At 60.1% G+C, this 19,739-nt stretch carries 19 protein-coding genes and 1 tRNA gene; 6 read left to right on the top strand and 14 right to left on the bottom strand.

Annotated features, from left to right (window positions below; genetic code table 11):
• The first annotated feature begins 33 nt into the window (after positions 1-33).
• Positions 34-1,269 (top strand): MFS transporter, encoded by a 1,236-nt coding sequence (locus tag CP97_RS03695; RefSeq protein WP_048884839.1) that lies wholly within the window; start codon positions 34-36, stop codon positions 1,267-1,269.
• 65 nt (positions 1,270-1,334) lie between these two features.
• On the opposite strand, the gene CP97_RS03690 is transcribed toward CP97_RS03695, so the two are convergent.
• From CP97_RS03690 to CP97_RS03670, 5 genes are all read right to left on the bottom strand, one after another.
• Positions 1,335-1,410 (bottom strand) — tRNA-Lys (locus CP97_RS03690).
• A gap of 101 nt (positions 1,411-1,511) precedes the next feature.
• Positions 1,512-2,009, bottom strand: coding sequence for a 2-amino-4-hydroxy-6-hydroxymethyldihydropteridine diphosphokinase (folK, locus tag CP97_RS03685; protein WP_048884838.1), 498 nt, complete (start codon positions 2,007-2,009; stop codon positions 1,512-1,514).
• 13 nt (positions 2,010-2,022) lie between these two features.
• Positions 2,023-2,886, bottom strand: a complete 864-nt coding sequence (gene aguB / locus CP97_RS03680; protein ID WP_048884837.1) for an N-carbamoylputrescine amidase — start codon at positions 2,884-2,886, stop codon at positions 2,023-2,025.
• A 9-nt stretch (positions 2,887-2,895) separates the two neighbouring features.
• Positions 2,896-3,672 carry an SIMPL domain-containing protein gene (locus CP97_RS03675; RefSeq protein WP_048886694.1) on the bottom strand — a complete coding sequence of 259 codons (777 nt, stop codon included), beginning with the start codon at positions 3,670-3,672 and terminating at the stop codon, positions 2,896-2,898.
• Between the two features lie 54 nt (positions 3,673-3,726).
• A complete protein-coding gene (locus tag CP97_RS03670) occupies positions 3,727-4,569 on the bottom strand; it encodes a class I SAM-dependent methyltransferase (RefSeq protein WP_048886693.1) in 843 nt (280 codons plus the stop codon).
• A gap of 104 nt (positions 4,570-4,673) precedes the next feature.
• Here CP97_RS03670 and msrA point away from each other — a divergent pair, with 104 nt between their 5' ends.
• Entirely contained in the window at positions 4,674-5,204 is a 531-nt protein-coding gene (gene msrA, locus CP97_RS03665; RefSeq protein WP_048884836.1) for a peptide-methionine (S)-S-oxide reductase MsrA, read from the top strand.
• Positions 5,205-5,366: 162 nt separating this feature from the next.
• Here msrA and CP97_RS03660 read toward each other — a convergent pair whose 3' ends face one another.
• Positions 5,367-6,584 (bottom strand): RsmB/NOP family class I SAM-dependent RNA methyltransferase, encoded by a 1,218-nt coding sequence (locus tag CP97_RS03660; protein ID WP_048884835.1) that lies wholly within the window; start codon positions 6,582-6,584, stop codon positions 5,367-5,369.
• A gap of 55 nt (positions 6,585-6,639) precedes the next feature.
• Here CP97_RS03660 and CP97_RS15810 point away from each other — a divergent pair, with 55 nt between their 5' ends.
• Positions 6,640-6,798, top strand: coding sequence for a DUF1674 domain-containing protein (locus tag CP97_RS15810; protein WP_082863702.1), 159 nt, complete (start codon positions 6,640-6,642; stop codon positions 6,796-6,798).
• A gap of 22 nt (positions 6,799-6,820) precedes the next feature.
• Here the strand turns inward: CP97_RS15810 and CP97_RS03655 are convergent, their stop codons facing one another.
• The 4 genes from CP97_RS03655 to CP97_RS03640 are packed head-to-tail and all read right to left on the bottom strand — an operon-like array spanning position 6,821 to position 11,734.
• The gene (locus CP97_RS03655; protein WP_048884834.1) at positions 6,821-7,405 is read right to left on the bottom strand and encodes a hypothetical protein; all 585 of its coding nucleotides are present in this window, start codon (positions 7,403-7,405) and stop codon (positions 6,821-6,823) included.
• A gap of 18 nt (positions 7,406-7,423) precedes the next feature.
• Positions 7,424-8,458 (bottom strand): ferrochelatase, encoded by a 1,035-nt coding sequence (gene hemH / locus CP97_RS03650; RefSeq protein WP_048884833.1) that lies wholly within the window; start codon positions 8,456-8,458, stop codon positions 7,424-7,426.
• Positions 8,455-10,731 (bottom strand): molybdopterin cofactor-binding domain-containing protein, encoded by a 2,277-nt coding sequence (locus CP97_RS03645; protein ID WP_048884832.1) that lies wholly within the window; start codon positions 10,729-10,731, stop codon positions 8,455-8,457. The genes hemH and CP97_RS03645 overlap by 4 nt, the downstream gene beginning before the upstream one ends.
• A gap of 10 nt (positions 10,732-10,741) precedes the next feature.
• Positions 10,742-11,734 (bottom strand): Mrp/NBP35 family ATP-binding protein, encoded by a 993-nt coding sequence (locus CP97_RS03640; RefSeq protein ID WP_048886692.1) that lies wholly within the window; start codon positions 11,732-11,734, stop codon positions 10,742-10,744.
• Positions 11,735-11,828: 94 nt separating this feature from the next.
• Between CP97_RS03640 and hflK the strand changes: the two genes are divergently transcribed.
• The 3 genes from hflK to CP97_RS03625 all read left to right on the top strand — a co-directional run bounded on the left by hflK (position 11,829) and on the right by CP97_RS03625 (position 15,552).
• Complete coding sequence (gene hflK / locus CP97_RS03635) at positions 11,829-13,022, top strand: protease modulator HflK (protein ID WP_227819659.1); 1,194 nt, start codon at positions 11,829-11,831, stop codon at positions 13,020-13,022.
• Position 13,023: 1 nt separating this feature from the next.
• On the top strand, positions 13,024-13,884 hold the full coding sequence (gene hflC / locus CP97_RS03630) for a protease modulator HflC (protein ID WP_048884831.1): 861 nt from the start codon (positions 13,024-13,026) through the stop codon (positions 13,882-13,884).
• Between the two features lie 123 nt (positions 13,885-14,007).
• Complete coding sequence (locus CP97_RS03625) at positions 14,008-15,552, top strand: Do family serine endopeptidase (RefSeq protein ID WP_149036408.1); 1,545 nt, start codon at positions 14,008-14,010, stop codon at positions 15,550-15,552.
• A gap of 138 nt (positions 15,553-15,690) precedes the next feature.
• Here the strand turns inward: CP97_RS03625 and CP97_RS03620 are convergent, their stop codons facing one another.
• The 4 genes from CP97_RS03620 to CP97_RS03605 form a co-directional block, all read right to left on the bottom strand.
• On the bottom strand, positions 15,691-17,901 hold the full coding sequence (locus CP97_RS03620; RefSeq protein ID WP_048884829.1) for a transglycosylase domain-containing protein: 2,211 nt from the start codon (positions 17,899-17,901) through the stop codon (positions 15,691-15,693).
• A 101-nt stretch (positions 17,902-18,002) separates the two neighbouring features.
• Positions 18,003-18,413, bottom strand: a complete 411-nt coding sequence (msrB, locus tag CP97_RS03615; protein WP_048884828.1) for a peptide-methionine (R)-S-oxide reductase MsrB — start codon at positions 18,411-18,413, stop codon at positions 18,003-18,005.
• 175 nt (positions 18,414-18,588) lie between these two features.
• Positions 18,589-19,260 carry a glutathione S-transferase family protein gene (locus CP97_RS03610; protein WP_048884827.1) on the bottom strand — a complete coding sequence of 224 codons (672 nt, stop codon included), beginning with the start codon at positions 19,258-19,260 and terminating at the stop codon, positions 18,589-18,591.
• A gap of 57 nt (positions 19,261-19,317) precedes the next feature.
• Positions 19,318-19,695 (bottom strand): hypothetical protein, encoded by a 378-nt coding sequence (locus CP97_RS03605; RefSeq protein ID WP_048886690.1) that lies wholly within the window; start codon positions 19,693-19,695, stop codon positions 19,318-19,320.
• Positions 19,696-19,739 lie beyond the last annotated feature (44 nt).

Here is a 19,739-nt window from a genome sequence, read left to right as displayed (position 1 = left end):
ACCGGCGAGCCGATATCGCATGGGGCAGGCAGAATGCTCACCCATGTCCTGCCTGTCCGTTCACTGCTGCTGGCGATTTTCATGATCATGGCCGGCAGCGGTTTCCTGTCGACGCTGATCGCCATCAGGCTTGAACAGGATGGCGCCAGCGCCATTACCATCGGCATCGTCGCCACTGCCTATTTCGCCGGACTGATTGCGGGTTCGCTGCGGGTGCCGCGCCTGCTTGCGCGGGTTGGGCATATCCGCTCTTTTGCCGCTTTCGTAACGCTGTTTTCTGCCAGCAGTCTCACCTATGCGCTGACGCTTTATGCTCCCATGTGGGTGGCGCTGCGCTTTGTGGATGGCTTTGTCATGTCGGGCGTGTTCGTATGCCTTGAAAGCTGGCTCAACAAAAAGGCCAGTCCTGCCAGCCGCAGCGCTATTCTCGCATCCTATATGGTCGTTTTATATAGTGGGCAGGCTGGCGGGCAATTCCTTCTCAATCTGGCTGACAATTCTCCATCATTGCCATTCATGCTTTCGGCCATCCTGCTGTCGCTGGCGACCTTGCCCGTGGTGCTAACCTACATGGATCAGCCGGAGCAGGAGCCGCTGGCTCCCTTTTCTGCCCGAAAACTCTATCAGGCTTCCCCGCTGGGGATCGTCGGCACGGTAGCGACAGGGGCGATGCTGGGCGCTTTCTATGCGCTGGGCGCGGTCTATGTCAGCCGAACCGGCATGGATGTGGCACTGGTGGCGCTGTTCACCTTCGTGGTGATTGCAGGCGGCGTGGCGCTGCAATGGCCGCTGGGCCTGCTGTCCGACAGAGTTGATCGCCGCAAGGTCATCCTGGGCTGTTTTGCGGGCGTGGTGGCGTTAAGCACAGGCATGTATCTCGTGGCCGGTAATTCAGCTGCAACCATCGTTCTGGGCGGGCTGTTCGGAGGCTTCGCTTTTACACTCTACCCTCTGTGTGTGGCCCATACGAATGATCATCTGGAGGATGACCACCGCGTGGGTGCCAGCGGCGGTCTTGTCCTCGCCTATTCGGTTGGCGCAGTGGCAGGCCCGCTGACAGGGTCGCTTGGCATGATGCTGATCGGACCCGGCGGCCTGTTCGCCGCCATAGGCGCCATCGCCTTAATCGCCCTGGGCTTCAGCCTCTGGCGCATGGCGAATAGCGCGCCCGTGCCAGAAGAGGACCAGCAAAGCTTCCGCGCGCATCCGCGCACGACTCCGATGGTCGCCGTGCTGGAAGAAGAGGACCAGCCACCGGAAACGCCCTGATCAGAGCAGGTCATCGACCACCCGTTCGCAAGTTCCAAGAAGACATGGCAGATCCAAGCACAAAATGGTGAGCCCTGCTGGGTTCGAACCAGCGACCTACTGATTAAAAGTCAGTTGCTCTACCGACTGAGCTAAGGGCCCCCATTGGGTGCGGACTGTGTCCGCGCGATCACCTAGGGACAGGGCGTGGACCGGTCAAGGTGGGTTAGCGCCATAATTAGGTTCATGCTGTTGGAAATTCATCACCTGTCCACCCCCTGTGGTTTCGCCAGCCGACATGCCAGCTGACGTATCGTCAGCCCGGTAAGCGGATCTCGCCAACAAGGCGCGATGGCGGCGGCAGGGCCGAGCACAAAGTCCCGTGTGCGAAACTGCGGGTGTGGGATGGCCAGATCGGGCGCGGCGTATATGCCGCCGCTCCACAGCACGATATCGCAATCAAGCGGTCGGGAACGCCACGGCTGCCCGCGCCGCTTTCTTCCGAAATGTGCTTCGATTACATGGAGGCCGGCTAGTAAATCCAGAGGTGCCAGATCGGTTTCCAGCACAAGCGCACCATTGGCATAGCGCCGCTGTGACGGGCCGACAGGGGCGCTGGTGATGACCGGAGATAAAGCGCGCACCTCGCCTATCTGCTCAGCAATCACAATTGCGGCAGCGCGCAGGATTTGCGGGGGCCTTCCGTAGCCCGGATGCCTCTGGTTGCTGCCCAGTGCGATGATGTAGCCATGTTTGCCCACCTCGGGCCCTCGCTCATATATCTTCAGCGATGCGTCCGTATAACTGCGGCCGACGATCGCGGAAGAAGCCCCAACTGGCGCGGTGTTGGCGAGCGGCAGCGAGATCCAGCTCAGCCACCAGCACTCCGGTTTCCTGCGCGCCGAATTCCGCCAGCATATCACCCCATTCATCAGCGATGAAGCTGTGCCCATAGAATGTATTGCCCGCGTCCTGCGATCCTTCGTGCCCGATGCGGTTGGCGGCGACAACGGGCATGCAATTGGAGACGGCATGGCCTATCATGGCGCGGCGCCACATTCGGCTTGTGTCCATGTCCGCATCCTTGGGTTCGCTGCCGATTGCAGTGGGGTAGAACAGCACCTGAGCACCCTTTAACGCCAGCACACGGGCGGTTTCGGGATACCATTGATCCCAGCAAATGCCGATGCCGATGCGCGCGCCAAAGATGTCCCACACTTTGAAGCCATCATTGCCGGGACGGAAATAGAATTTTTCTTCATAGCCCGGCCCATCGGGAATGTGGCTTTTGCGATAGGTGCCCATCACTGCGCCATCAGGCCCGATCATGGCGAGCGTATTGTAATAATGGTGTCCGTCACGTTCGAAAAAGCTGGTCGGAATGGCGACGTTGAGCTGTTTTGCCAGCGCCTGCATGGCGATGACTGAGGGATGTTCTGCAACAGGGCGGGCAAGCGCGAAGAACATGTCCTTCTCCTCGCGGCAAAAATAGGGGCCGGAGAACAGCTCGGGCGGCAAGATAACCTGCGCGCCCTTTCCCGCAGCCTCTTCCACAAGTGCGGATATGGCCGCGATATTGGTGGCCTCGTCCTCATGAGAAAGGTCGGTTTGCAGGGCGGCAACAGTCAGCGTGGTCATGGCGCTGCGTTACTGTTCAGTGAGCGCGAAGTCCACTTGCACGCTCACTGCGCTGGTCGTCTGACCCGGCATGATGGTGCCTTGCGATATACCTTCTTCAGGGTACACCATCTTGCTTTGCGGCGGTGGCGGCGCGACAGGTGGTGGCGGGTTATTGGCAAATGCTTCGCTGATTTGCGTGGCACCGCGCAGATAATAGCTTCCCTGTGAGCCGCCCGCATCGCGAATATAGAGCACGCGGCTGACATCCATTCCCGCTGCCTCGGCATAGGCTTCAGCCCGCGCAAAGGCATTTTTATAGGCATTGCCATAGGCCGCATTGGCAGCGGCTTCGGGATCGGAGAGGCGCAAGTCCGGACCTGACACGATATTTGCGCCGACCTCTGTCACCGCCGTCACCGCAGCGCCGGCCTGTTCAACATTGCGCACGCGCACGCTGAGCGTGTTGGACGCCTGATATTGCCCGCGCCGGTCGCCATAATCAATGCGCTGAACATTGACAGCGCTAGTCTGGATGTCGTCTTCGGCAATTTCCAGCGCGCGCAAAGCCGCAACGATATCTGCAATTTCGGTTTGCGTTTGTTCAGAAGCGGCCTGCGCATTGCCAGCCCAATTTTGCACGCCTGCCTGAAAGCGCGCCTCATCAGGGCGCATATCGGCTTCGCCACTGGCACTGACCGAAAGCAGCGTTTCGTTCTTCTCCACCCCGCGCGGATCATGGACCGTGTCTGAGCAAGCAGACAGCAGAAGCGCCGATGCGGTGCATAAAAAGATTTTATAATTCATAGCGATGCTCCTAATGTAATAATATCTCATTTGGAGCATCGCCACCTTCATTTGTCAATCGCGCTTGCGAAACAGCAAGGTCATACGATCGCTTTCACCAATGCCGAGATAGCGATCGCGGTCCTGTTCTCCCAAACGCAGTACCGGCGGCAATGTCCACACACCCGCCTCCCAATTCGCAGTATCATCCGGATTGGCGTTCAGTTCCGATGCCTCAACCAGTTCAAAGCCGTGGAGCTCGAACAGGCGTACCACATCCGATTGGCGTAAATAACCGCGCGACCCGTTGCCGTGTTCGAAACTAGCTGTTTCGGGTGCGCGGTGCTGCACCACGCCGACCATCCCGTCATCCTTCAGCAGCGAACGGATAATGCGCAATTCCCCATCGGCAACATTGCTGCCGAGAAGGGAATGCAGGGAACGGATAACCAGCACACGGTCCACCGTGCCTGCGACGCCATCGGGTATTTCATCACTTTCAAAAGCGGTTACATCGCCGGCGCTCTGAGCTAGGTTTTCAGTGATTGCGGCAGGAAATGCCTCTGGCCAGCCCATCGTACGCACCTGTGCTGCGCGACTGGAAAAGGAGAGCGTGCTGCTGTCACCCCGCATTGCCATATATTTTCCCGAAGGCGCAATCCACGGGAGCAGAACGCGGCTGTACCACCCGCCGCCCGGCCCATATTCCACCACATTCATATCGGACTCCACCTGAAAGAAGGCGAGCGTTTCGGCAGGGCGGCGATATTGATCGCGTGAGCTTTCATCGGTGCGCACTTCGGCGGCCAGCACGGTTTCCAGTGAAGGTGCAGGATTATCCTGCGCTGCGGCAGGGGCAGCCATCGCGCAAGTGGCGGCGGCAAGAAAAGTGGCGGCGAAAAAATGTGTAGGGCGCATGAATTGTCTCCCGATATGTGCCTGTGCATCTTCACTATACAGCGGCGTGAGGATGACAAGCGATGCCCGCCTCCCCATCTTGCAAGTCAAAGGAGATTAAAGCGATGAGCGAGACTGTGATTGTGGCCGGTGGCTGCTTTTGGTGCACCGAGGCTGTGTTCAAGGACGTGATCGGCGTGGATGCTGTGGAAAGCGGCTATATCGGCGGTTCTGTAGAAAACCCGACTTATAAGGCTGTATGCTCTGGCAGCACCGGTCATGCCGAGGCGGTTAAGGTCACTTTCGATCCTGATCAGGTCAGCCTGTCGGAAATATTTGACATGTTCATGGGCACGCATGATCCCAGTCAGCTCAACCGTCAGGGCAATGATGTCGGCACCCAATATCGCAGCGCGATCTTCCCGCTGGACGATAGCCAACGCGCTGAAGCCGAAGCAGCCATAGCGCGCTGGAATGAAAGCCATGATGGCGAAGCTGTGACCACTATCGAAGGCCCGGCCACGTGGTATCCGGCTGAAGACTACCACCAGGAATATTGGGAGGGCGAAGGCCAGCGAAACCCCTATTGCATGGCATTGATACCACCCAAATTGATGAAGCTGCGCAAGAGCTTTGCTGGCAAGGTAAAGTCTTAAGGCCCGGCGCAGTCTGCAGTGGCGTTCCTGCCATAAGTTAACAGGATCAAGTGAACTTGAGGTTATAGCCGTGTTCGCGCGCGGTCAGCCTCTGCCTTGCAATGCACCCGAGGGCGCATACAGAAACCGCGTTAACCAGGGCCATCAACCCCTGGCCGGTTTTCAGCCGCGCCATCGTGCGATGAAAAAGCCGTCCATTCCACCATGTTCAGCCAATATGCCGGGATCGGTGCGGACCCAGCCTTCAGGCTTCGGGACGATGCCGGCAGGAAGCTCTTCCGCGCTTAACGGATCGGCTGTCAAATCGCAGGCAGAAGCAATGTCCTCGCCCTCTTCCCGTTCCAGGGAGCAGGTGGCGTAAACAAGCGTGCCCCCCGGCGCGATCCAGTTTGCAGCCCGTTCCAGCAATTGCCCCTGAAGGACGGCCATCGCTTCGATCTGGCGCGGCCCGATGCGATGGATCACATCCGGATTGCGGCGACACGTGCCTGTGGCCGTGCACGGTGCGTCGAGCAGAATTGCATCGAACAGACCATCCGGCTCCCACCCCATTGCATCGGCTTCCACAATGTCGGCAGACAATCCGGTGCGCGCCAGATTTTGTCGCAGCCGCTCCAGCCTGCGCGAGGAATTGTCAAGCGCGGTCACCTGCCAACCGGCGCTGGCGAGTTGCAGCGTCTTGCCGCCCGGCGCGGCACACAAATCCAGTGCGCGCCTGCCCGCGCCCTGTCCCAGCAGGCGCGCGGGCAGCGATGCGGCTAGGTCCTGCACCCACCATGCGCCCTTTTCGAACCCCGGCAAATTCTCCACCGCTGTTCCGCGCGGCAGGCGGCGATGCAGCAAGGCAAGGCTTTCGCCTTCTGGAACATCGGCCGTGCCATCCGATCTAAGCGTAAGATCCAGCGGCGGCGGCTGGCCAATTCCCGCTGCAATCGGTTCGGCCCGTTCGCCCCAACGTGCCGCCACTTCAGGCGGCAGGGTCGGTATATGTGGCAGCCTGGCCTCTCCACGCGTCAGCGTTGCAAATACGCCATGCGCAAGCCGCTTTGGCCCACCTGCCAGCAGCGGCAGCGCGGTTGCCACCACGGCATGCGGCGGGGTGTCCAGCCGCAGCCATTGGGCCAGCATCATGCGCAGCACCATGCGCGCCTTGGCATCTTCGGGCAATGGTTTGGCCGTGGCAGAATCAATCAGCGCATCGAGATCGACCAGCCAGCGCAACACTTCCCCTGCGATAGCGCGAGCCAATGCGCGATCGGCAAAATTGGGCAGACCATTGGCCGCACCGCCCGCCTGTTCCATCGTTTCGCCACGACGCAGCACCGCATCGAGCATCTTGAGCGCGGCCTTGCGCGCACCACTTCCGGGGACCGTTTCCATCGCCCTGCCCCTAGGGCCAGTTGCACGCCAGCGCCAGAGCGCCCATGTTACAGGCATGACAAAACGCGCGACCAGACGGCCCGAAGGCTTCAACAAGCCCGCCCATTGGACCAATGATCCGCCACCTGCGCCGGAAAAAGGCGGGGTGGATGAGGAACTCAGCCCGACGCGTTATGGTGATTGGGTGCACAAGGGCATCGCCATCGATTTCTGAATTTACGCGTTTAATGCCCTGGCTAAGGCTGATCGCGATATTCCGTCGCCGGTCCCAGCACCTTTTCCCAATTTATCCGCATCATGGCGACCAGCGCTCCCAGCAACAGGATTTGGACGGCAATCCCCACCGGGCTGGAAAATGACTCTCGAAAAGCATCGCCAGTGCTCGAATGTTCGATCAGGGCCGCCGACCCTGCATAGATGGTGTAGGACACAAGCCGCCCACTGAAGAAGGCCACGGTAAACGCGGCCAGCGGGACCCCGGCCAATCCAACCGCTGCAAACAGCTGGGCGGACGGAAGCGGAGAAACCGCGAATAGCGCGAGGCCGGCTATGCCGTGGCGCTTGCGTGACATGATGGCTTCACGCACAGCGGCCAGATTGCGCCGCGTCTTTTGCGATACATATTTGGCCAAGAGCCTGAAGCCATGCGCCAGCGTGAAGCGGCCCAAAGCTGCCGCCAGCGCGCCTGTCACTACGATCCCGACCAGTGGCAAATCGGAATTAAGGCCGAACAGGACGATGATCGACCAGGTGGGCGGCCCAAAGGCCGGTAGCAGATTTATCCCGAAAATCACTGCGAAAAGAATGAGATAATTCGTCATCGCAACGGTATCAGAAGATCACAGCCAGCCCGCTAGTTCACGCCGCATAATGGCCTCAAGCATGGCCATGCCCGGTTCGCGCGCATTGAGGCATTCCAGCGCGGCAAATTGTTTGCCGCCTGCCGCCTCGAACTGCTCTCTGCCCTGAATCGCCAGCTCCTCCAGCGTTTCGAGGCAGTCAGCGGAAAATCCCGGCGCGGCAATGGCGAGGCGTCTTGTGCCCTTTGCAGCCTCCTCTGCCAGCACTGCGTCAGTCGCAGGTTCCAGCCACTTGGCACGGCCAAAGCGGCTCTGGAAGGTGGCTCGCATGCGGATATCGGACCGCGCCAATGCGGTTTCGAGCAGGCGCGCGGTTTTCTGGCAATGGCAATGGTAGGGATCGCCCAGTTCAAGCGTGCGCTGCGGCATGCCGTGAAAGCTCAGCAGCAGCACCTCGGGCGTAAATTCCAGCGTATCCAATTGTCCGCCAATGTCCTTCGTCAGCGCGCTGATATAGGCCGGGTCGTCATAATAGGGTGGCAGAGTGCGCATGGCGGGCTGCGACCGCTTGTCACCCAGCCATTCACTTGCCTTGTCCACCACAGTGGCAGAGGTCGCGCCGCAATATTGCGGATAGAGCGGAGCCAGCAGAATGCGGTCGCAACCAGCCTGCTTGAGCGCCTCCAGCTTGGCAGGAATGGATGGGTTGCCATAACGCATGGCCCATTCCACCATCACGCCATCGCCCAGCCGGGGCTGCAGCAGCTCCGCCTGCTGCGCTGTAATCGCTGCCAGCGGAGAACCCCTCTCGCTCCACACTTTGCGATAGGCCGCCGCGCTTTTGGCGGGCCGCGTGTTGAGGATGATACCGCGCAGGATCGGTTGCCAGAGAAGTGACGGTATTTCGATCACTCGCTTGTCCGATAAAAACTCACCCAGATAACGGCGGACTGCACCTTTCTCAGGCGCTTCGGGTGTGCCGAGATTTACAAGCAGCAGGCCCACGCGGCCACTCTTCACCGTAATATGATCGGCGGGCAATTGCTGGTCGGTACCGGAAAATGCATCTGTCATGCCATTGCCGATAGCAGCGGCAGCCGACGAAGGCGAAGCCCCGTTGCACTGAAAAAGGCATTGGCGACAGCGGGGGCGACGGCCGGCACGCCGATTTCACCCGGATCGAAGGGATCGCCTGACCGCTCTATCAATTCGACGGTGATCTGCGGACAATCCGCCAGCGTCGGCAGTGCCAGCGCGGCGAGCCGCTGGTGCGTGGGCAGGCCGTCAGCATATTCGGTCGCGCTGCCCAATGCGAGGCCAAGGCCATAGATCAGCCCGCCTTCGATCTGCTGCAAGGCGATATCGCGATTGACCACCCGGCCGATATCCACCGATGCAAACATGCGCCGCACGCGCACTCCGCCTTCGCCGGCACCGGCCTGCGCAATCACCGCAATGCGACCTGTGGCCCCGCCCATATCCATCCGGTGACACGCCAACCCCTGACCGCTTCCGGCGCGCCCGCCATCCCATTGCGCCAGCCGTGCGACACTCTGCAACACTTCAACCATCGGCGCATCATCGCCCAGCATGGCGATGCGGTAGGACAAAGGCTCCCGATCATGCCGCAGGGCGATCTCATCGAGGAAGCTTTCGCGAAAAAAAGCGGTGTAGCCATGCGCTCCGCCGCGCATCCGCGCCGTGGGCAGATCAAGTTTCACGGGGATATGCTGCACCACCATGTGCGGGATGGCATAGGACTGGGAAAGCCCTTCCACCGCCATCGGGTCCGCTTCCCCCGAAACATCGTCAATCGCTGCCCAGCTTACCGAATTGCCGAACAGGCGACGGCCAAATTCAGGCATGGTGGGCGGGCAGGCGATGCGCGCGCGCAGCTTGGCGATGGAGCCTTCCTGACCCAGTTCTGCCCCCAGCAATGCGGCTATGGGCGCGCGGGGATAGCTTGCTGCATGTTCCTGCCAGCGCGACCATGTCAACTGTACGGGTCGGCCGGCCTCGCGCGCCAGCAACGCAATTTCGATGGCGACCTGATTGTCCAGACGCCGGTCGAAACTGCCGCCCGCCGACACCGGGTAAAGTACGACATTGGAAGAAGAGATACCCAGCGCGCCCGCCGCCGCCTCGCGTGCGGCCTCCGGTGTCTGCGTAGGCAACCACATTTCCAGCAGGCCGTCGGTCAGCCGCGCGGTGGCGCAGGTTGTTTCCAGCGTCGCGTGAAGTGCGGGGGCGACATCATAACGCAGCGCGAAATCTGGTGTATAATCGGCATCACCCATTCCGCGCGTCTCTATGCCGAACGCCGCGCCGCTACGAACCGCATCATCGAGCGCGGTGATCATTTTTTCGCTATCGACCGGGCTGGAAACGCCAAAGCGCGGGGCAATCCGGCGCAAGGCCTCTTCAGCGGCCCACCAATTGTCGGCAAGCGCCGCCAGCCAGCGCTTCCCGCGTACGAATTTGATGAGCCCACGCAGGTCCCGGGCGAGGCCCGGATCGAAATCAAGCAATTCAGCGCGGTCCATCGGGCCATGACGGATCGCTGCATGGATCATGTCGGGAAGGCGAATATCGCCTGCAAAAACATGACTTCCATCGACCTTCGAGGGCAGATCCAGTCGCGGATAGGCGATGGAGCGTTCGCGCATTGCATAGCCATCCATCGGTATGGCAGGTTCTGCGAGCGGCTCTGGCCGCAGCGGCGGTGGATCGGGCGGGGAAAAGCGCGCCGCATCCATCACAAGTTCGGCGAAGCTGGCGCGGTTTTCATCGTGATAGATAAATCCGTCTTCGGCGCGGCACTGTTCCCACGCAACATCCCACCTCTCTGCCGCGGCCATCGCCAGCATCGCGCGCGCCGCAGCGGCGGCTTTGCGGCAGGCACCTTCATAAGCGGCAAGTGCAGTGCCTTGTGCGGTTGCGGTAAAGCGGTTGTCCTGCGCCCAGCGCTCCAGCAACAGATCATCCGGCTCATCCGACAAGGAAGGAACAAGCGGCTTCCACAAGGGTGCCCAGTGCGCGGCAAGCGGAATATTGGCATAGGCCCCGTCAACCGGCACTGGCTCCACCGCAACCTGCCGCCAGTCCGCCCCCAGCTCCATCGCCACGACCTGCGGCACAAGCGTTGTCACGCCCTGCCCCATTTCCAGCTGCGGCACGGCCACACTCACCACTCCGTCGTCAGCGATCTTGAGCCAGGCGCCAAAGGCGATTTCGCCGGGCGCGGGGTCCAGCGGGCTGTCGAATGTGCGGGGCATAAGCGCCCATGCGACAACCAGCCCGCCACCTGCCGCAGCGCCCGCCAGCAAATTGCGCCGCGATACGTTCATCGCTGCGCCCTCATCCGGTGTAGTTCATTGCCGATTGTCCCAGCCATTGCTGCAATTGCGCGGCAATTTCGGCAAAGGGTGCGCCAAGCGCGCCTTCGCTGGCAGCAGGCGGCTTGCCATCATCACTGGCAATGCGGATTTCCATTGCCAGTGGCACGTGGCCAAGGAATGGCACTTCGATAGCAGTCGCGGCAGCCTCTGCCCCGCCCTGCCCGAAAGGCTCGCTCACTTCACCGCAGCTTGGACATTGATAGCCAGACATATTCTCGACAATGCCAACAATTGGCACCTGCGCCTGGCGGAACAGGTCGATCGCGCGGGTTGCATCGATAAGTGCAAGGTCCTGCGGCGTGGACACCACGACCGCGCCTGTTGGCTTGAATTTCTGCAACATCGTCAGCTGCACATCGCCTGTGCCCGGCGGCAAATCGACCAGCAGCAGGTCTGTCTCGCCCCAGTCCGCTTCCATCAACTGGCCCAGTGCGCTGCCAACCATCGGGCCGCGCCAGGCGATAGCCTTGCCAGCCTCTACCAGCTGACCCATCGACACCATTTTCACGCCATATTCGCTTTCATGCGGGATCAGCATCTTTCCCTCGGCGCGCAATTTGGTGTCTGCCGCGTTGAGCAGGACCGATTGCGAAGGTCCGTAAATATCTGCATCGACCACGCCCACCTTGCGTCCCGATTTTGCCAGCGCGACGGCCAGATTGGCAGTAAGAGTGGACTTGCCGACCCCACCCTTGCCCGATCCGATTACCACGATCTGGCGCTGCACCTTGTCAGCCATCAGCGCGACACGCACTTCGTTCACACCCGCCACCGGTGATGCCGCCTCTTCCAGCTCGCGCTGCAATTGCGCTGCGGCAGAACGGCCCAGACCGCCCGCATCGGCGATCACCGTCGCTACGCCATCGCGCATGCTGACAGATCGCACCATGCCTGAAAGTTCTGGCGGAATGGCCTGCAAGACGGCCTGTTTAACTGCATCATCACTGCTCATAGCGCGCATTGCTAGCGGCTCAGACCTGAATGGTCAGCAATTTTGCAGCACCAAACCCCTGTTTTTTGTGAATGGGCTTCCTATAGAAGGATGCATGGAACGTTTGGGCGGTTTTTTCGAGAGTATTGGGTTGGCCATGGCCGGCAAGCGCAACCCGTGGGGCAAGCCTTCGGCTAGCGGCGGTGGTGACGGGGGCAATGGCTCCGGCGATGGACCCGGAGACGGTGGCGGCGATGGCGACACGCCATCCTCCAGCGGCGGTGACGGCCCGCGCAACCCGTGGCTTCCCGGTGGTGGGGGCGATTCCGATCGCGGACGCCGCTCTGCCAATATTGAGGACATTTTTCGCAATCGTGGTCCGGAGGGCCCACGACGCGGCGGCCCGGGCGGACCAAATATGCGCTTCCCGGAAAGGCCCGGCGGCGGCAGCTGGTTCCCCATCGCGATGGTTGCGATCGTTGCCGTGTGGTTCTTCGCCACGTCGGTCCATTTCGTGCAGCCGCGTGAACAGGGCGTCGTTACATGGCTGGGCGGACAATATTCGCGCACCATGGATCCAGGCACCGAATTGACGCTGCCATGGCCGCTCCAGACGGTGGAAATCACGGATGTGAGCGAAATCCGGCTGGAAGAAATCGGTGCAGGCGGCGAAAAGCTGATCCTGACGGGCGATCAGAACCTTGTCGATCTCAGCTATCTTGTGCGCTGGAACATTTCGGATCTCGTGCAATATCAGTTCCAGCTGGCCGAACCTGATGAAACGGTGCGCGAAGTGGCCGAATCGGCCATGCGCGAATCCATCGCCGAAACCGATCTTGACCGCGTATTATCCGGTGCGGGCCGTGCGCAGGTTGAAGCCCGCGTGCGCCAGCGCATGCAATCCATTCTTGATTCCTATGGATCGGGAATTGCCGTGCAAGGTGTGGAAATCGCCCGGACCGAGGCACCTGAACAGGTGATCGAGGCCTTTAACGATGTGCTTGCCGCACGTCAGGATCGCGAACGTGAGCTGAATCAGGCACGCCGCTATGAACAGCAATTGCTTGCGGGCGCGCAAGGTTCTGCGGCTGAATTCAACGAAATTTACGCGCAATACCGCCTCGCCCCGGAAGTGACGCAGCGCAGGCTGTATTACGAAACCATGGAGCAGGTGCTTCGTGGCACCGACAAGACCATTGTCGAACCAAGCGGCGTAACGCCCTATCTGCCACTTCCGGAGGTGCGCCGCCGTTCGCAAAACGCGGCAAGCGCGCCCTCGCTCACCGTGACACCGCAGGGAGGCCAGTAAGATGGACACTATCTGGCAAAACCATAAGGCATCCATACTTGCCGTCGCCGTGCTCATCGTGGCTGCGCTCAGCACGATCGTGATCGTTCCCGAAACCCATCAGGCGGTGAAAATCCGCACAGGTGAACCGGTCGAGGTGATCAACCAGTTCTTCCCTGACAGCGATTTCGGGGAAACCGCAGGCGTATGGTATCGCCTGCCGTTGGTGGAACGGATGCAATTCGTCGACCGGCGGATCATGGATCTCGACATGGAAAGCGAAACCGTGCTGTCGAACGATCAGCAGCGCCTGGAGGTCGATGCCTATGCCCGTTACCGGATTTTCGATCCGGTTCTGTTCGTGGAGCGCGTCGGGAGTGAAGACCGGCTGGAAAACCAGCTCAACCAGATCCTCACCTCGGTTCTGCGCCAGGAATTGGGCCGGCGGACCTTTGCCAGTCTGCTGACACCGGAACGTGGCACCGCGATGACCAATATCCGTGACCAACTTGACGAACAGGCGCGGCAATATGGTGCGCAGGTTCTTGATGTGCGCATCAAGCGCGCCGATTTGCCGCAGGGCACGCCGCTCAACGCTGCATTCAACCGGATGCGGTCCGAAAGGCAGGAAGAAGCCGAGACGATCCGCGCAGGCGGCCGCCGCGATGCGCAGATCATTCGGGCAGAAGCTTCGGCCAACGCCGCAGAAATCTATGCTTCGGCCTATAATCAAGACCCAGGGTTCTACGATTTCTACCGCGCCATGCAGAGCTATCGTGAAACCTTCGGCCCGGCTCGAAACGGGGAAGAAAATGTGGGCGAAAGTTCCGTTATTCTCAGCCCCGACAATGATTATCTGCGTCAGTTCCAGGGCGGTCGATAAATTCGATTACATTTGTCGTTAAAGGGCGGTTCAGCCGCCTTGCGCTGGAAGCCGGAGCGGGACAAACCGAATTCATGCAGGTCAGTCCTGCGAGATTGAATTAGACAAGAGGAAGACAAGGACGTGAAGCCAGTGCGCTATTCTTACGGCATCACCTCAGCCCTGCTGATCGGCGGGGCGGCCATCTCGTTGATTACCGGCAATCCGGCGGGCGCGCAGGTTGCGCAGAACGACCGGGTGGAAATGGACAATGTTGTTCCGCGTGCCGGGGCCCCTGCCAGTTTTGCCGATCTGACCGAGCAATTGCAGCCAGCGGTGGTGAATATTTCCACACGGCAATCAATCACGGTAGAAACGCAGGCCAATCCCTTTGCGGGCACCCCGTTCGGCCAGTTCTTCAACCGCCGACAGCCGAATAACAATGGTCCGCAAACACGCGAAGCGACCTCGCTGGGATCGGGCTTTATCGTGTCAGCCGATGGCTATGTCGTCACCAATAACCACGTCGTCAGCCCTGATGCACGGGCGCGTCTGGAAGAAGTGACTGTTACCCTACCCGATGGCACGGAATATCCCGCAGAACTGGTCGGCACCGATCCGCAAAGTGATCTTGCCGTCCTCAAGATCGACCGGTCGGAACCGTTCCCCTTCGTGCGTTTCGGCAATTCTGCCGAGGCCCGCGTGGGCGATTGGGTCATCGCTATCGGCAATCCCTTTGGCCTTGGCGGGACGGTGACCAGCGGTATCGTTTCTTCGGTGCTGCGCAATGTCGGTTCGGGCGCGTATGATCGGTTTATCCAGACCGATGCCGCCATCAATCGCGGCAATTCGGGTGGTCCGCTGTTCGATATGCAAGGCAATGTCATCGGCATCAATAATGCCATTCTGTCACCTTCGGGCGGGAGCGTAGGCATCGGCCTTGCCATTCCTGCTGAGGTCGCTGCGCCAATCGTCAACCAGCTTATCGCTGGCGAGGAAATTGAGCGCGGTTATCTGGGCGTCCAGATCCAGCCGGTGAATGCCGATATTGCTGAAGCTCTTGGCATTGATAAGGATCGCGGCGAGCTGGTGCAAATGGTCCAGCCGGGCGAGCCTGCCGAGCAGGCGGGTCTCCGCGCCGGCGACGTTGTGCTGTCAGTTGACGACCAGACTATTACACCGGAAAACACGCTGTCCTTCATCGTCGCCAATATTGCGCCGGGCACATCTGTCCCCTTGACCTATCTCCGCAATGGCGAGCGCCGCCGCATAAACATCACCGTCGGCCGCCGCCCGAGCGAGGAGGAGCTGCGCCAGCAGCAGATCTTCGATGATGAAGACGAGACGGAATCCGGCATGACTCCCGGCGATACAAGCAGCCTTGTGGAGGACGCCCTGGGGTTGCAGGCGATTCCCATCGACGCAACGATTGCCCGTCAGCTTGGTGTTTCAGCCGATACGCAGGGCCTTGCGATTACCGGCGTCGCAGCCAATTCCGATGCTGCGCGGCGCGGCCTGACACGCGGCGTGATGATCCTGGCGGCCAATGGTCGCCCCGTACCCACGCTTGAAGCGCTGGAGCAGATAATTGCGAGCGCGCGTTCCGAAGGCCGTGGCGCTGTGCTGTTGCGCGTGCAGGCACGTCGCGGGCAGCCGCAATCGGTGCCGGTCCGCCTCAACGACGATTAAAGGCGACGCCCTCCCTTTTTCACCATTTGGTGTGGCGAAGGGAGGGCAGCCTTGCTCCCGGCAGGCAGACATGCCGACCGGACTTTTACAACCTATCACTGGTATAAATGCGCGTGCCGCCCAGCTGGCATTGGTCGCCTAATAGCGCCGTTCGGTCAGCAAATCGTCTGAGCTTTGCCGCTGGCGTGGCTGGTCGCCCGGCACATCCTGTCCGGTCGCCCGCTCAAGGAAATCATCGCTAGCAGCGGGCGGAGGCTTCTGCTGATTTGAATCGGGACTGACCGTGCCGGGACGCTGGTTGGAATTTTCTAGTCCGCGCGGATCAAGCGGATCACGCCGAACATTCGATCCTTCGCCTTCGACATCAAAGCCATCATCGCGCGGGCTGCGGGTGCGGCCCGGCTCCACCAGATTGCCCTGATCGTCAATGTAGTAATAATAATCGTCTTCTTCGCCCATGTAGAATTCGTCATCGGGCTCCAATTGCCATTGCGGCAATTGCAAATCGGTATCGAATTCTTCCTCTGGCCGGTCACGCACAGCATAGCGCATAAACGCGGCAAAGGCGCGCGCAGGTGCAGTGCCACCCTGCAATCCGGCCACCCGTTCATTATCATCGCGGCCCATCCAGACGCCGGTGGTAATCCCGCTGGAAAAGCCGACGAAATAACCATCGCGATTGGTGTTGGTGGTGCCTGTCTTACCCGCCACGGGCCGGCCGATCTGCGCTGCGCGGCCAGTACCTGTGGCAACTGCGGTCTGTAAGAGATCGGTGATCCCTGCCGCCACGTAATCTGGCACCAGGCGATAGCTGCGGGCCTGCTGATGACGATATATCTCCTCGCCATCCGCCGTGGTCACCTTGACGATGCCATAAGGCTCCACCGATTGTCCGCCCGCCGATACTGCGGCAAAGGCGCGCGCCATATCAATAAGGCGCACTTCAGACGATCCCAGCACCATAGAGGGATAGGTGGAAATCTGCGATGTGATGCCAAACCGCCGCGCCATGGAGGCGACGTTGGAAAAGCCGACCTCATTGCCCAATTGCGCCGCGACCGAGTTTTTCGAATAGGCAAAGGCAGTGCGGACATCAATTTCGCCCGCATAATTTCCGCCCGAATTGCGCGGGCTCCAGCCGTTGATGGTCACGGGCACATCCTGCACGCGATCATCGGGCGTATAGCCGGCTTCCAGCGCGGCGAGGTAGACGAACAATTTGAATGATGAGCCGGGCTGGCGCAGCGCATCGGTCGCGCGGTTATAATTGCTGGTAACGTAATCGGTACCGCCAACCAGCGCCAGCACAGCGCCATCGCGGTCAAGGCTGACCATCGCCCCCTGCGCTTCATCGGGCACATTGGATTGTACCGCCGTGGTTGCTGCGCGCTGCATGCCGACATCAATCGTGGTCCACACTTCGATCGGTTCAAAACCGACGCTGTTGGGCAGCAGCAGATCAAGCTGGGGTAGCGCCCAATCGGTGAAATAACGGATTGAGTTCTGCCCCATATCCTCGCGCAAGTTTACCGCATCGACATCCACCTGTCGCGCCACAGCAGGATCAAGATCGCCATAACGGACCATCTGGCCAATCACGACATTGGCCCGGCTTACCGCGGCATCAATATCTGCAGTGGGGGAATAGCGGCTGGGCGCCTTTACCAATCCGGCGATGATGGCGGCTTCTTCAAGGCTCAATTCATTCGCGGCGTGGCTGAAGAACTTGCGGCTGGCGCTGTCAATCCCGTAAGCGCCGCCGCCGAAATAGACCTTGTTGAGATAAAGTTCGAGGATCTGATCCTTGGAGAAATTCCATTCCAGCGCCATCGCCAGCACAGCTTCTCGCAGCTTGCGGTCGAGTGTGCGGTTGGAATTGAGGAAGATATTGCGCGCCAGCTGCTGGCTGATGGTGGACGTGGCGCTTACCTGCCGGTCTTCCAGCGTGGCATTATAAACCGCGCGTGCCAGTCCGACAGGATCAACCCCGAAATGCGAATAGAAGCGGTGGTCCTCTACGGACACCATCGCATCCTTCATCACCTGCGGAATGTCTCTTGCATCGACCCATTGGCCATAGCTGGGGCCGAGCTCCACGATTTCAGAACCATCACGCGCGCGCACCAGAATGGTCTGCCCGTTCTGGCTCTGCTTCAGGGACGTGAAGGACGGCATGGATTGTGCCGCAAAATAGACCGACGTAAAAACACCGATCCCGCCAAGGATGGCGATGAATATGCCTCCGACGACAATTCGCTTGGCCCATAGCCATAAACCGGCCTTGAATCCGCCGGGCTGCGCCTTGCGCTTGTCAGACTTGCTGGAGCGCCCGCCCCGATATTTGGCCATCAGCCCTTATAATCCCGCCAACGCAATCTTCAAAAACGCAGTCCCGCGAAGCCGGGGGCATGCATCATGCATCTGTAACGATGCGTGAACGGCAGCCAACCTCACGCGTCTGGCTTATCCTCCGGTTCGAAGGCGAGCGAGGCGCTGTTGACGCAATATCGCAGCCCTTCAGGCCCCGGCCCATCTGGAAAAACATGGCCAAGATGGCCTTCGCAGCGTGCGCAGACGACTTCTGTGCGGACCATGCCGTGCGAGCTATCCTGGTTCATTTCGACTGCATCACCTTCTGTCGGCGCGGTAAAGCTGGGCCAGCCAGAACCGCTGTCATATTTGCTGTCGCTGGAAAATACCGGCAGTCCGCAACCGGCGCATTTGTAAATGCCTTCCGCCTTGTTCTTTTCATATTTGCCGGTGAAGGCCCGCTCTGTCCCGGCTTCGCGCAGGACGTGGTATTGTTCGGGCGTCAGCTTTTCCTGCCATTCGGCCTGTGTGAGCGTGATCTTGTCAGTCATAATCTACGTCCCTTTTCATTCCAGATGCGTCCGCACCCGGAACCATCATTATCCAATCGGATATCGGAGCGGCGATGGCGTTCCGCAAGGCCGAACGGCTAGACGCATCTCGTCTTTGTCAGCGGATCGCAGCAGCCCCTTGCGCAAGCGCCAGCGGAGCTGTGCGCAAAGCTAATCAAGCATTTACGTCGGCATAATGCCGGGGCGCTGGCAAGCCATCCATCTTCTGGCGCAGTAGGGGGGCAAAGCTCGGACGGCTCTTGATCACGCGATACCAGCCATGCGCGCTCTCATGGTCTGACCAGTCGATTCCGTCGAGATAATCGACAACAGAAAGCTGCGCAGCGGCAGAAAAATCTGCAAGAGTCAGCTGAGCGCCGGCGATCCAGCGGCGATTATCAACCAGCCAATCGATATAATCGAGATGTTCGTGCAGCAATCGCATGCATTCACGCAAGGTCCGGCTATCAGGCGATTGCCGCAGAACCAGTCGCTTTTTCATCTTTTCGTGCAGCAGCGGCCCGGTGATATCGGCATAAAAACTCTCATCGAACAGCGCGACAAGCCGGCGAATTTCAGCCCGCGCCCGCGCCGATCCGATGATTAGAGGGCGGTCTGCCACCGTCTCTTCCAGATATTCGCAGATCGCCTGGCTGTCGATCAGCGTCACCTTCTTGTCCGAATCATGCAACACGGGCACCCGGCCCGCCGGGTTCAGGCGGCGAAATTCCTCGCCCGCGTCCCACGGATAAAGCGTGACAAGATCATAGCCGATGGATTTCTCTCCGAGCGAGAGCTGCACCTTGCGGCTGAACGGACAAAGCGGGAAATGATAAAGGTGCCACATAGTTCGACCATGCTAATGCCCCAAGGGCGCACCTTGGTCCAGCATAGAGGTGGCGACTTATCCCTGCAAAAGCGCAAGGCAGGACGGCACGACCTGATCCAGTGTGCCTGTATCCCACAATTCCTGCGCTTCGGCCGACATCGCATGCTCCAACTGCACCCGGTCCAGTCCCGCTTCATCCATCACCTTGGCTGATGCACGTACGAAGAATTCACGTCCGCGCTCTGCCATGTCGGGATAGGCCTGCGCCGCTTCATTCCCATTGGCCTGCCCATGCGCAATCAGCGCAAAGGCCGCCGAACAGCGCAAAAGCGCGCGATGCTCAAGACTGATCTGCGGCATGGCAACCTGCTCTCTTGGCGCGGCATCCTGTGCAAGGGCGGCGGGCGGAGCGGCGGCAAGCAGGGCGGCGAAAACAGGGATGATGCGTGTCATGGGACGTGTATCTAGGCCATCTTCCTGAACCTTGCCTTCACAAG

It is taken from the genome of Aurantiacibacter atlanticus, assembly GCF_001077815.2.
Taxonomy (GTDB): domain Bacteria; phylum Pseudomonadota; class Alphaproteobacteria; order Sphingomonadales; family Sphingomonadaceae; genus Alteraurantiacibacter; species Alteraurantiacibacter atlanticus.
The sequence above is the reverse complement of the archived record's forward strand: the minus strand, read 5'-3'. Positions and strand labels throughout refer to the sequence as shown.